The sequence below is a fragment of the Aeromonas sp. FDAARGOS 1415 genome (genome assembly GCF_019048365.1).
Classification (GTDB): Bacteria; Pseudomonadota; Gammaproteobacteria; order Enterobacterales; family Aeromonadaceae; genus Aeromonas; species Aeromonas taiwanensis.
The window spans coordinates 2,389,460-2,402,020 of sequence record NZ_CP077363.1 but is presented as its reverse complement, the minus strand read 5'-3'; the positions used below and the strand labels follow the sequence as shown (position 1 = coordinate 2,402,020).

General features: G+C 54.0%; 10 protein-coding genes. 4 read left to right on the top strand and 6 right to left on the bottom strand.

Annotated elements, in window-relative coordinates:
- Positions 1–94: 94 nt before the first annotated feature.
- The gene (locus I6L45_RS11450; protein ID WP_216982120.1) at positions 95–1,651 is read left to right on the top strand and encodes an LA2681 family HEPN domain-containing protein; all 1,557 of its coding nucleotides are present in this window, start codon (positions 95–97) and stop codon (positions 1,649–1,651) included.
- A gap of 351 nt (positions 1,652–2,002) precedes the next feature.
- On the opposite strand, the gene I6L45_RS11445 is transcribed toward I6L45_RS11450, so the two are convergent.
- From I6L45_RS11445 to I6L45_RS11435, 3 genes are all read right to left on the bottom strand, one after another.
- Positions 2,003–2,920, bottom strand: coding sequence for an IS5 family transposase (locus tag I6L45_RS11445; protein ID WP_024946304.1), 918 nt, complete (start codon positions 2,918–2,920; stop codon positions 2,003–2,005).
- Between the two features lie 186 nt (positions 2,921–3,106).
- Positions 3,107–3,283, bottom strand: a complete 177-nt coding sequence (locus I6L45_RS11440) for a hypothetical protein (protein ID WP_216982119.1) — start codon at positions 3,281–3,283, stop codon at positions 3,107–3,109.
- A gap of 161 nt (positions 3,284–3,444) precedes the next feature.
- On the bottom strand, positions 3,445–5,931 hold the full coding sequence (locus I6L45_RS11435; protein ID WP_216982118.1) for a BsuBI/PstI family type II restriction endonuclease: 2,487 nt from the start codon (positions 5,929–5,931) through the stop codon (positions 3,445–3,447).
- Positions 5,932–6,451: 520 nt separating this feature from the next.
- Here I6L45_RS11435 and yegQ point away from each other — a divergent pair.
- Complete coding sequence (yegQ, locus tag I6L45_RS11430; RefSeq protein WP_216982117.1) at positions 6,452–7,816, top strand: tRNA 5-hydroxyuridine modification protein YegQ; 1,365 nt, start codon at positions 6,452–6,454, stop codon at positions 7,814–7,816.
- Between the two features lies 1 nt (position 7,817).
- On the top strand, positions 7,818–8,066 hold the full coding sequence (locus I6L45_RS11425; protein WP_043762214.1) for a YfhL family 4Fe-4S dicluster ferredoxin: 249 nt from the start codon (positions 7,818–7,820) through the stop codon (positions 8,064–8,066).
- A 65-nt stretch (positions 8,067–8,131) separates the two neighbouring features.
- On the opposite strand, the gene I6L45_RS11420 is transcribed toward I6L45_RS11425, so the two are convergent.
- Positions 8,132–8,524: a DUF1090 domain-containing protein gene (locus I6L45_RS11420; RefSeq protein ID WP_210549177.1), complete on the bottom strand. Its 393-nt coding sequence runs from the start codon at positions 8,522–8,524 to the stop codon at positions 8,132–8,134.
- 163 nt (positions 8,525–8,687) lie between these two features.
- Here I6L45_RS11420 and I6L45_RS11415 point away from each other — a divergent pair, with 163 nt between their 5' ends.
- Entirely contained in the window at positions 8,688–9,041 is a 354-nt protein-coding gene (locus tag I6L45_RS11415) for a DsrE/DsrF/TusD sulfur relay family protein (RefSeq protein WP_216982116.1), read from the top strand.
- Between the two features lie 3 nt (positions 9,042–9,044).
- Here I6L45_RS11415 and I6L45_RS11410 read toward each other — a convergent pair whose 3' ends face one another.
- Entirely contained in the window at positions 9,045–10,262 is a 1,218-nt protein-coding gene (locus tag I6L45_RS11410; protein ID WP_216982115.1) for an MFS transporter, read from the bottom strand.
- Positions 10,263–10,404: 142 nt separating this feature from the next.
- Positions 10,405–12,552: a polyribonucleotide nucleotidyltransferase gene (gene pnp / locus I6L45_RS11405; protein ID WP_134695355.1), complete on the bottom strand. Its 2,148-nt coding sequence runs from the start codon at positions 12,550–12,552 to the stop codon at positions 10,405–10,407.
- Positions 12,553–12,561 lie beyond the last annotated feature (9 nt).

Genomic DNA, 12,561 nt, shown 5'->3' with positions numbered 1-12,561 from the left:
GCGACCTCGCTTGGCAAGGATGTTTGCTCATTTATGTCACAACGAGCCTCAGTGGTGTTTGTGCAACTAGGGGCGATTAATAAGGGGTCACATTATGTCATCAATGCGGGACAGATTTTACGAGCTGTCCGATCATCTCAATAGCTTGCTGGATAGAGATCCCGCTGAGGCTGTAAAACAGGCTCGGGCGATCGACCTTGATACACCAGAACGCTTCAATTTGATGAGCCTGCGTGGGGCAGTCCTAGTGGATGGCGGTGCGTTGACTCAGCAAAAAGACGCGATTGAAGAGGGCCTCGATTTTTTTCGAGAACTAGAAAGTCATTTTCCGACTGTGGCAGATATCGCCTACAACCTAGCAAATGGGCTTGTCGCAGCGGTAGGCAACCCGCCGGATGATCAGAGTTGGTTGGATCATCAAGAGCGTACCCGTGAGTATCGCGCTGAAGCACGCAGATGCTATTGGAGAGTGACTCAGAATTTGGAAGCTGATCCTGCACTGAAAACTCAATCTTGGACAAACCTCGCAAATCAGCTGGGCAACAGTTTTAGGCTTGGTGAAGCACATGATGCACGGCTTGCTGCACTTGAAATCGATCCGGGGAATGGTGTTGCTGCATATGCTGCTGCCCGGAATTTAATTTGGCTTTTTGATCAAGGTGGTTGCTCAGAACTAACGCTAATTGAAGCTGCTATGTTGGCCAAGATTGCACGTCACCAGCAGGGGCGAGTTGCCGAATACGCAGGGGCACAGGCCGCCGAACAGATAGCCGCGTTCGCTAATGAGTTCGAAGATCCACCACCGCGCCCGCGACATAAAGACCCATTCATTAGGTGGGTTGAGCGCGAACGTCTGACGCTTGCCCCTGTGGTCGAACTCATCGATCCCGCCCTGGGTAAGCTGGACTGGCTCATGCTTCCCGGGATTCTAGAGCGTGATTCAGGCGCACGCGGCATGCCTCCCCCTGTATTCGCCATGTTCAATGTATTGAAGAGCGACTTCATCCTCGCGCGTAACTTGGCATGGCGCGCGCTCGACGAAAACGAGTGGCCAGCGACAGGGAGATTTGCGGACACCCTTGACTACGCTAACTACGGCCCCAACGTATCTGCGCTTATTTTGGCGCATCGTACGGCACTCGATTTGCTCGATAAGGTCGCTGTAACGGCGAACCATTACTTTGAATTCGGACACGCGCCCGATAAAGTCTACTTTGGCAAGCTATGGCGAGGGAGCCCTGACAAGACGACGGGAGTACGTGCACTTGCCGAAAGGGTTGAGAAGGCGATTCGTGGCGGTGCCAGGGCCCTCTATGGCCTTGTGGAGCTTGCTGAAGATTATGACAGCAGCACGGGTATTCTGCGTTCTCAAAAGGATCTTCGTAACGCAGGTACACACCGATTCGTGGTGCTGCATGACCTTGGGGAACCAACGCACAGCAGACAGGCGCCTGAGGTCGAACATCACAGTTTGGATATGTTTACTCAGGAGGCGATGCGCGCTTTACGCATTGCGAGGTCAGCCATCCAGATGCTTGCGCTCGCCATATCTCAGCATGAGCGTGGCATGGCACAGCGGGAAAACGGCTTAGTTGGATCGTTGACCGTTCCAGACCATGATTGGATCAGGGGACGCGATGAAGAAATCTAAAAATTGCAGCTCTTGGCCGATAGCAGCCGAATCTGGATAGACTCAAAGCCCGGCATTGCTTGGCCTGGCTTCTTTCGCATATCGCCCATGGATATAAAACGGGCACAGGCCTCGGAAGTCGTCCGAGGTGTAGGAGAGGGATAAAGGGGGGAAGCGATCACCCAAAGGATAGATACTTTATTCCTCTCCTACACGAGGAACCCTACCCGACGGGAATCCCACGATCCAGCGCCCCTGGCGGCTCGGCTCTGCCGCCACTGTCAGATTACACACCGTGTAATTTCTACCAAAAAGGGGCGTTGTTGATCAAATCCGTCGCTGGATGGCCGTTCCCCAACCCGTTGATACCACTCAATTCACTGGCTGGCGAACAGGCATACCAAGCCCTATCAGCTTGTTCATCACCTTCACGCCAGCCAGGATTTCGCCCACCTGGGCGTTGTAGTTCCGCAGGCTCAGCGTTGGCCCGATGAGTTGCTTGAACCGGTACATGGCGGTCTCGGCTATCGAGCGCTGGTGATAGCCGGAGTCTTTCTTCCATTGCTTCAGTTCACCGGCCTTGAGCGCCGTCACCGCCTCGTTGCGGGGATGGTCTTCCTCCCACGGTGCCGCATTTTTTCTCGGCGGTATGGTGGCTTTCGCCCCCTTCTTCTTCAGTAGCGCATGACAGGCCTTGGTGTCATACGCACCATCGGCGCTGACCTGTTTTATCTTGCGTCGTAAGGGGTTGAGCAACGTCGGTAACACCTCGTTATCCGCCACCGTCTCCAGGCTGACTTCGGCAGCGATGACCGCATGGGTTGTGGCATCCACCGCCAAGTGGAGCTTGCGCCACACTCGTCGCTTCTCCTTGCCGTGTTTGCGAATTTTCCATTCGCCTTCGCCATAGACCTTGAGGCCGGTGGCATCAATGACCAAGTGAGCCACCGGGCCTTGGCTGGGGAGGCGGTACTTGATGTCGACGGTCTTGGCGCGCTTGCTGATACAGCTATAGTCCGGCGACTGCAAAGGCACCGCCATCAGTTGGAACAACGAGTTAATGAAGCCTTCTAGCGCCCGCAGCGGCAACTTGAACAAGCCTTTTAGCATCAGGGCCGTCTCAATGGCGGTGTCACTGTAGTGGAAACCTCTCCCTCGGCGGCCATGGTGGACCAGGCAATGCCACTGCTTAATGGCTTGTTCGTCCATCCAGATGGTCAACGAACCGCGTTGCACCAAGGCTTGGTTGTACTGCTGCCAGTTGCTGATCTTGTGCTTGGACTTGCCCATCTGATGCTCTCGGAGACTGCGCTACAGGATCAGATCACCGAGATGACAGATAGTTCCCCGATTTGAGCAACAAGGCCCCAAAAAGGCAAAAGTCCACACTGCTTGTAGGGCTTTGCTCACTCTTTTACTCAATTACACAGCATCTGCTATAAAGAATCGATGAGCGGCTAAGGACAGATTGAGAACTTAATCATCATCTGAGGCATGATCGATTGCCGCCGCAGCAGTCCCTGTCACGGTAGCAACAATAACACCAGCGGTACTAATAGTACCAACAGCACCAAGAACCGGCAGAGCAGTGATACCAGCAGCAACAACAAGTGTGCCCTCTACTGCATCCGATAAAAAATCCATAAAAGACATAAAAAATCCCTCTCTTTGATATGTCTATTCAACTATAGAATATAACCAAGAGAGGGGTGTTTATTTTTTAAACAACTGATTTGGAACGATTTTTCCACTAGCGAACTATTGAATTTACCAATCAGTTTTCTTTAACAATACATGATAAACATAGCCAACCTTTAATCATGCGGGCCAAGGAATCGATCCCCATTGAAATGGATCATATGAGTTGGAGCCTCAGCAACCCATACCTCTGTCTCCCAAGATATATCAGCTAAATATTTACCCATCGTTTTACGATCAGGGAATGCAGTAACATAAACTAATCCAGGAGTAGCGTCTTGGAATAGCTTTGCTAGTTCACTATGGCGCTTACCATCTACAGGCCCATGACTTGTCACAGACTCGATTAATATTAACCAGTCACGCTCAGGCCAATACAGTACAACATCAGGCAGCTTTCCCTTTCTATCAACTTTTACCCCAAGTTCAGCAAGACGTTCCTTCCTAAAAAAGTCCTCCTTTGCACCAGTATCACCAAGATAGATTACTTGTGAGCCAGGGACAAAACGAGGTCCAAATTCAGAAACAATGTCGTGAATCAGCTTACTGTGATCACCTGCGCTCAATTTAATTTCAGTACCATCATCGAGACGCAATGGGATCATGTGCATATCACGCACCATTGCATATTGAGCAGCCAATGTTTTACGGCATTTAAGCCAGTTTTCAATTTCTTTTTTCCAAATTGGCGTATTGTAAGTACACAGAACAGCATGAAGCTCTGGTGTAATTTGATAGCAGGCCTTGGGAGAGTTTACAGCCCTATCTGGTTTGTCAGGATTGTAAAGCACTAATCCACCATCAACGAACTGATGTAAAGTTTGTCTACGGAATGTTTCACGAGTGTTGGGTGCATATTCTTTACCATAAATATCACGCGCCCAATCCATGATCGGAGTGACACCGATCATCGGCCTGCCAAGCTCCTGCCAAGAACCAGTAGGAGACAAATCTAATAATGCGAGAAGAGTCAATGCAGATCTCTCATTCTGTTGCGCACGGGGCATTCCGAGTAATGCTAGAATTTCAATTGCTTGATCAATTTTCTCTTGTGCATTTAAAGGATTTGTTCCATTTTCACCTGTCATATCGAATAACTCCTTATCTAGAATTCCGTCTATATCCTTCTGAGTTAAATCTAAATTTTCTACCTGAGAGCCCATTCGGCGTAATGAGTTAATACTTGGGTAATGAATATTTCTCAGGTCTGTAGCGTTTACTTGTGTATGACCACCAAAAAGTCTGTAATATTTATCTAAGAGTGTAGAATTCAAATAAATCGTTAAACCAAAGGCCAAATCTCGGTCTATTCCACTCTTATTGGCATGAAATACATTAAGCTTATTTTCAAACCCAATAAGTTCACCAGGAAGACAACTATCGTAGTTTGTAGCAACGATTCTACGCTTTTCTTCTTTTGAGCTAAATCTGCGGACAATGACAAAATGTCCATGATGTTTCCAAAGCCAAGATTTAGACTGCTCAGATACCATTATCGCGTTAGGTTTTTTTGAATCTTTAGGCCAGTTCAAACCATTATTAAGATGAACGGGATAGATTAATGGCACCGCTCCAGGCTCAATATTTTGCCGCAAGTCTTCTTTTAACCTAAAATCAACAACAGGGCCAGTACTGACTTGGATATTAAGATCTTCAAGTGTTGCGCTGAATGAATTAAGGCGATCTATAATCTCTTGATCACGATTATTTGCTGCGATATGAATAAACTTTTGTTTATCACTCGCAGACACAATCTTAGAAAAAGGGACTGTGCGTATAGTCATATCAGAAGCAGTAACACTTCCAGTATCATCATCTATATGAAAATCTGCTATTGGACTAGATGTTATGGTTACATCACTTTGATTTTTATTTTTAATGAGATGAATTATAATGTTTTCTTGTAAAACATCATCGTCAGAAAATGCGTTATTTCTACTTTCAAATATATGAATATGCTTTATAGACGTTTCGCGAAGGATTAACTCTCTGAATGGCTGATAATATGGGCCATTACAGAATGATCTGGGAATGATAGCAACAAGCTCACCACCGCTCTCAAGATTTTGTACAGACAATGCAACAAATGCCGCATACAAATTCACCGTTTCTATACCAGCTAAATGAAGCCTTTTTCTATGCTCACTTGAACTGGCTATTTTTTTATAAGGCGGATTCATAATACAATGTGTATATTTTTCTACACTAACATTTTTTGAGTCAGATGTTTTATTTAGAATAAAATCATTCAAGTAAAATTTATGAGTAGCATCAATCCCTGCATTAGTACATGCTTGTAAGCACATACCAAGAGTCTTATCAATGAAAGGAGTGATCCTTTCCTCAATATCATGAGCATGGATACTAAGTGAGGTAGTTAATCCTCTTCTAATGGCCTCATCAACAAAAGCCGCAGTCAATGAGCCTGGCCCACACCCAGGATCTAACAGGTTAACATGCCCCTTGATATTCTCAAATAATGATGACATGAATAAGCAAATCTGAGCATTTGTAAAAAACTGCCCAAGCGCTCCTTTTTTGCTCTGGTCTAAGGCTTCATTTGCTTTAATTCTGATGGAATCAGCATCATATAATACTGTCAAAATTATTCCTTAATTATCATCTGGAACATTGATATATATTTTTTCTACTTAATTAAATTTAAGCTCACAAGTATTGTGTTTATTATATACTGCTGTTGTACATCAAGTAAAACTAACTAATAGCATTTACCACTATTACCCATAAGAGTTACAACGAAAAAAAAGCCCCAAACGACACCACTCATGGTAACACAAACTAATTTTGGGTTAGATACTCTATAAAGCAATGTTATTGATACGTGTGATTTTACCTCAAGACACTGAATTTACTCGACTTTATGTCTTCAACAAACGCTCAATAAACAACCAATCCATCATTAATCCACAAAGCGATTCTGCGCATCCCGAACCGCACACGAATCATCAATAGGATGAACACACCTCTTCTGTTAAAATATCTATGTTTTCTGATACCGTGATTATACACAACTATACACGGCGAAGAATGAGCATAACCTATTGATTTAACAGCAATACATTGTATTTGCTACTGATTTGCAATCAGATAGAAGAGTCCAACATGTTCAGACCAGAATTGCTCTCCCCCGCCGGGACCCTCAAGAACATGCGTTACGCCTATGCCTATGGCGCCGACGCCGTCTATGCGGGCCAACCCCGCTACAGTCTGCGGGTACGCAACAACGAATTCGATCACGAGAACCTGCAACTCGGCATCAACGAGGCCCATGCGCTGGGCAAGCAGTTCTATGTGGTGGCCAACATCCAGCCCCACAACTCCAAGCTCAAGACCTTCATCCGCGACATGCGCCCCGTGGTGGAGATGAAGCCGGACGCGCTGATCATGTCCGATCCCGGTCTCATCATGATGATGCGCGAAGCCTTCCCCGACATGCCCATCCACCTCTCGGTGCAGGCCAACGCGGTCAACTGGGCCACGGTGAAGTTCTGGCATCAGATGGGCCTGACCCGGGCCATCCTCTCCCGCGAGCTCTCCCTGGACGAGATCGAGGAGATCCGCATGCAGGTGCCGGAGATGGAGCTGGAAGTCTTCGTCCACGGCGCCCTGTGCATGGCCTACTCCGGCCGCTGCCTGCTCTCCGGCTACATCAACAAGCGCGACCCCAACCAGGGCACCTGCACCAACTCCTGCCGCTGGGAGTACAAGGTGCACGAGGGCAAGGAAGACGAGGTGGGCCAGATCGTCCACCGTCAGGAGCCCATCGCCGTACAGAAGGTCGACCCGACCCTGGGCGCCGGCAAGCCGAGCGATGCCCTGGTGCTGCTGGAAGAGTCCAACCGCCCTGGCGAGTTCATGACCGCGTTCGAGGACGAGCACGGCACCTACATCATGAACTCCAAGGATCTGCGCGCCGTCGAGCACGTGGAGCGCCTGACCAGGATGGGCGTGCATTCCCTGAAGATCGAAGGCCGTACCAAGTCCTTCTACTACTGCGCCCGCACCGCCCAGGTCTATCGCAAGGCCATCGACGATGCGGTGGCCGGCCGGCCGTTCGATCCGACCCTGATGGGCACCCTCGAGAACCTGGCCCACCGCGGCTACACCGAGGGCTTCCTGCGCCGTCACAACCACAGCGAGTACCAGAACTACGACTACGGTTACTCGGTCTCCGATACCCAGCAGTTCGTCGGCGAGATCACCGGTCGCAACGGCGACATGGTCGAGGTCGAGGTGAAGAACAAGTTCCTGCTGGGCAACAGCCTGGAGCTGATGACCCCGCAAGGCAACCTCAGCTTCAACCTGGAGCAGATGCAGAACCGCAAGGGCGAGCTCATCGACACCGCGCCGGGCAACGGCCACGTGGTCTATGTGCCGGTGCCCAAGGAGATCGACGTGAACTACGGCATCCTGCTGCGCAACCTGGGCGAGCGTCAGGATACCCGCCAGCCTCACTCGGCCGCCTGAGATGTCCCTGCTCATCACCGACAAGTGCATCAACTGTGACATGTGCGATCCCGAGTGTCCGAACCAGGCCATCAGCCTGGGGGACAAGATCTACGAGATAGATCCGGATCGCTGCACCGAATGTGTCGGTCACTACGAGAAGCCGACCTGCATCAGCGTCTGCCCCATCGACTGCATCATCTGGGATCCCGCCCATGTGGAGACGGAAGATCAGCTGATGGAGAAGTTCGTGCGGATGCACAGGCAGTAACTAGACAGACAGTAAATAAAAAAGCCGGGATTGCCCCGGCTTTTTTATGCGCGTCGATACGCGCTTCAGGATTTGACCAGCTTCTGCAACGCCTCGAGTTCGCGCTGGGCCTCCAGCAGTTCGGTCTGGGAGGCTTCGAGTTTCGCCTGCTTCCTGGCTATCTTGTCCGGCTTGCCCGCCACCCGCGCACTCTGCAGATCCGCGAGGCGCGCCTCCACCTCCTCCTGCAGTTTGGCGACCCGCTGCCGCTGCTCCTCGAGGAGCCCCGCGTCGGTACAGTGCGCTTCTATGTTGCGCAGGGCCTGCTCCAGGCCGGCCACCCGCTCTGCGTTGTCATGCGCCCTGGCAAACGCGAGCTGCTCCGTCACCGCCTGGTGCTTCGCCTTGCAGCCGACGCTCTCACTGCCATAGGCCTGTCCGGCCAACAGCAGCAAGCCGATCCCGGCAATCTTCCACATAACGACCTCTTTGTTCTGTGATACTGGATGGCCGCCCATGAGACCTGACTCCCCCTTGCAGGTCAAGGCGCGGGCGCCGGGGTTACGACAGGGTCTTGCATTGCATCAAAGCCTGCGCCACGTCGGTGACGCTACAATGCCCTTTTCAACCAGGAGCCCTTCCATGACCCCACAGATCCTCATTGTCGCCAACGGCGCCCCCTATGGCAGCGAGTCCCTGTTCAACGCCCTGCGCCTCGGGATAGCCCTCCACGAGCAGGAGAAGATAGCGCTCAACCTCTTCCTGATGTCGGATGCCGTCTGCGCCGCCCTCCCGGGGCAGGCCCCCGCCGAAGGCTACCACCTGCGCCAGATGCTGGAGATCCTGCTGGCCCAGGGCACCCGGATCCGGCTGTGCAAGAGCTGCACCGATGCCCGCGGCATCACCTCCCTGCCCCTCATCGAGGGCATCGAGATAGGTACCCTGCCCCTGCTGGCCCAGTGGACCCTGGCCGCAGACAAGGTGCTGACCTTCTAGCCATCAGGATCCAGCTCTGGCACTGGCCAGCGTGGGGCGCGGGATCCGGGTGCTCAGGCCATAGAGCATCAGGATCATCAGGCAGAGCAGCGCCATCATGGTGTAGAGGATGGCGCCCCCCCCATGGGCCAGGAGCCAGCCTCCCAACAGGGCCCCCATGGCGATCCCGAGCCCGGAAATGGAAGCCGCGCCGAAGTAGCTGCCCTTCAGGTGGCTCGGCGCCATCTGATCGACCAGCACGTTGAGCAGAGGAAAGAGGATGCACTCCCCGACGCTCAAGAGGACCACCGCCACTATCCAGTGCCACCAGATGGTGGTATCCCCGAGCGCAAACTGCAGCTGGGCGCTGAAAAAGAAGGCCACCCCGAGTTGCAGCCTGCGCCGGGTCGGCCAGGCCGCCGTCAGGTGCAGCAGGGGGAACTGCAGGATCACTATGGTCAACGCATTGGTCGTGACCAGCCAACCGATGAGTCGTTCCACTTCCGGCGTCCCCGAGCGGGTCAGATACTGGATGAGCGGCGACTCGAACTGGGCATAGACCAGCATCAGCAAGAGGTTTGCCATCGTCAGCAGCAGGAAGCCCCTGTCCTGCGAGAGCACCCGCAACACGGCGCGCATGCCGGGCCCGGCTGCCTGGCTTGCCTGGCAGCGGGCCAGTCGGAAGCCGATGGCGAAGACGATCGCGAGCAGCAGATAGCTGGCACTGAGCAGCAGGAAGGTTTCCTGCCGCGCGCTCAGGCCATAGGTGACCCCGAGCAGGGGGCCGATGGCCGCCCCCAGGTTCAGCAGGAAGTAACGCAGATGCAGCGCCAGCTCGCGGGCCTTGGGCGCGGCCAGGTTGTCGGCCATCAGCGCCTTGCCCGGCGAGTCGATGAGCCCGTAGGAGAGACCGCTGCCGATCACCCCGATGGCCAGCCAGGTCACCTGATGGGAGAGGCCGAGCAGCGCCACGCTTGCGGCGGAGATGACGCAGCCAAACAGCAGGATATTGCGCCTTCCCCACTTGTCCGACAGCCAGCCCCCGTAGAAGCTCACCAGGGTGGAGAGCGCCGCCGTGGCCCCCAGGATGGCGCCGATCAGGGTTGCCGACAGGCCATAGTCACGGTAGAGCAGGATGGAGAGAAAGGGCCAGACCATGAAGAAGGTGGTGCGCACCATGAAAGTGCCCAGGATGACGATCCAGACCAGGGGGGTAAACAGCCTGAGAGAGGCCCACGACATGTTGCACGTCCTTATGACAACCGGAGGAGAGTCGTCCCTTATAACAATTGGCGCCAAAAGGAACAAGCCATCCCATTCCAGGGGCATGGCGCAGACATAAAAAAAGCCGACCCTGAGGTCGGCTTTTTCAGCGAGCAGCGGCTTATTCAGCAGCAGGCGCTTCGGCAGCAACCGGAGCGGCATCGGCAGCCGGAGCAGCGGCTTCGGTCGGGGCGTTCGCTTCCTTGATGGAGAGGCGTACGCGGCCCTGACGGTCCACTTCCAGTACCTTCACCTTCACCACGTCACCGATCTTCAGGTAGTCGGCCACGTTCTGCACGCGTGCATCGGTGATCTGGGAGATGTGTACCAGACCGTCTTTGCCCGGCAGGATGTTGACGAAGGCGCCGAAGTCGGCCAGACGAACAACCTTGCCTTCGTAGATGCGGTTCACTTCGATCTCGGCGGTAATGGCCTCGATGCGGCGGATCGCTTCCTTGGCGGCGTCACCGTCAACGGCGGCGATGCGGACGGTACCGTCATCATCCAGCTCGATGTTGGTGCCGGTCTCTTCGGTCAGGGCGCGGATCACGGAACCACCCTTGCCGATGACATCCTTGATCTTCTCCGGGTTGATCTTGATGGTGTGGATGCGCGGGGCGAAATCGGAGATCTCGGCACGCGGAGCCTGGATGGCTTCGTCCATCACTTTCAGGATGTGCAGGCGAGCACCACGAGCTTGCTTCAGGGCAATCTCCATGATCTCTTTGGTGATGCCTTCGATCTTGATGTCCATCTGCAGGGCAGTTACACCCTCGGTGGTACCGGCTACCTTGAAGTCCATGTCGCCCAGGTGATCTTCGTCACCCAGGATGTCGGACAGCACGACGAAACCTTCTTCTTCCTTCACCAGACCCATGGCGATACCGGCGACGGAGGCCTTGATCGGCACACCGGCGTCCATCAGCGCCAGGGAGGAACCACAGACGGAGGCCATGGAGGAGGAGCCGTTGGATTCGGTGATTTCAGAGACCACGCGCACCACGTACGGGAACTCGTCGGCGCTCGGCATCACGGCGGCAACGCCGCGCTTGGCCAGACGGCCGTGACCGATTTCGCGGCGCTTCGGGCTGCCCATCATGCCGGTCTCACCGACGCAGTATGGCGGGAAGTTGTAGTGCAGCATGAAGCGATCGGCGCGGTTGCCGGTCAGTTCGTCGATGTTCTGGGCGTCACGCTCGGTACCCAGGGTCGCAACGACCATGGCCTGGGTTTCACCACGGGTGAACAGGGCAGAGCCGTGGGCACGCGGCAGTACGCCGGTGGCGACGGACAGGGCGCGGATCATTTCCGGATCGCGACCATCGATACGCGGCTCGCCACGAACGACGCGACCACGGACGATGCGGCTTTCCAGGCTGTGGAACTCTTCGCCGATCTTCTTGGCATCTTCTTCAACGCCGGAAGCGATGACTTGCTCAACCACGCGAGCCTTGATGGCACCGATGGTTTCGTAACGCACGGCCTTCTCGGTGATGCGGTAGGCTTCACCCAGCTCGGCGGTAGCCAGCTCGGCAACCTTGGCTTTCAGCGCTTCGTTGACAGCAGGCGCAGTCCAGTTCCACGGCTTGGTGCCGACGTCGGCAGCAAATTCGTTGATGGCGTTGATGACGGCTTGCATCTGCTCGTGACCGTAGACCACGGCACCCAGCATCACCTCTTCGGAGAGGATGGCCGCTTCGGATTCCACCATCAGCACGGCGTTGGCGGTACCGGCAACCACCAGGTCCAGATCGCTCTGGGGCAGTTCGGTGGTGGTCGGGTTCAGCACGTACTGGCCGTTCATGTAACCCACGCGGGCTGCACCGATCGGGCCGCCGAACGGGATGCCGGAGATGGCCAGCGCCGCGGAGGCACCGATCATGGCAACGATGTCGGGAGAGACGGCCGGGTTCACGGACATGACGGTGGCAACCACCTGAACCTCATTGAGGAAGCCTTCCGGGAACAGCGGACGAATGGGACGGTCGATCAGACGGGAGATCAGGGTCTCGCCTTCGCTCGGACGGCCTTCACGACGGAAGAAACCACCCGGGATGCGACCAGCAGCATAGGTACGCTCCTGGTAGTTGACGGTCAGCGGGAAGAAATCACGGCCGTGATCGGCCTCTTTCTTGCCAACGACGGTCACGAAGACACAGGTATCGTCCATGCTGACCATGACGGCCGCAGTGGCTTGACGGGCCATCACACCGGTTTCCAGTGTGACGGTGTGTTGACCGTACTGGAATGACTTTACAATAGGATTCACGTGAATTTC

Excerpts from the sequence above, each read along its gene's own strand:
- I6L45_RS11450 (WP_216982120.1), top strand. The coding sequence starts at position 95 with ATGTCATCAATGCGGGACAGATTTTACGAGCTGTCCGATCATCTCAAT.
- I6L45_RS11445 (WP_024946304.1), bottom strand. The coding sequence starts at position 2,920 with ATGGGCAAGTCCAAGCACAAGATCAGCAACTGGCAGCAGTACAACCAA.
- I6L45_RS11440 (WP_216982119.1), bottom strand. The coding sequence starts at position 3,283 with ATGTCTTTTATGGATTTTTTATCGGATGCAGTAGAGGGCACACTTGTT.
- yegQ (WP_216982117.1), top strand. The coding sequence starts at position 6,452 with ATGTTCAGACCAGAATTGCTCTCCCCCGCCGGGACCCTCAAGAACATG.
- I6L45_RS11425 (WP_043762214.1), top strand. The coding sequence starts at position 7,818 with ATGTCCCTGCTCATCACCGACAAGTGCATCAACTGTGACATGTGCGAT.
- I6L45_RS11420 (WP_210549177.1), bottom strand. The coding sequence starts at position 8,524 with ATGTGGAAGATTGCCGGGATCGGCTTGCTGCTGTTGGCCGGACAGGCC.
- I6L45_RS11415 (WP_216982116.1), top strand. The coding sequence starts at position 8,688 with ATGACCCCACAGATCCTCATTGTCGCCAACGGCGCCCCCTATGGCAGC.
- I6L45_RS11410 (WP_216982115.1), bottom strand. The coding sequence starts at position 10,262 with ATGTCGTGGGCCTCTCTCAGGCTGTTTACCCCCCTGGTCTGGATCGTC.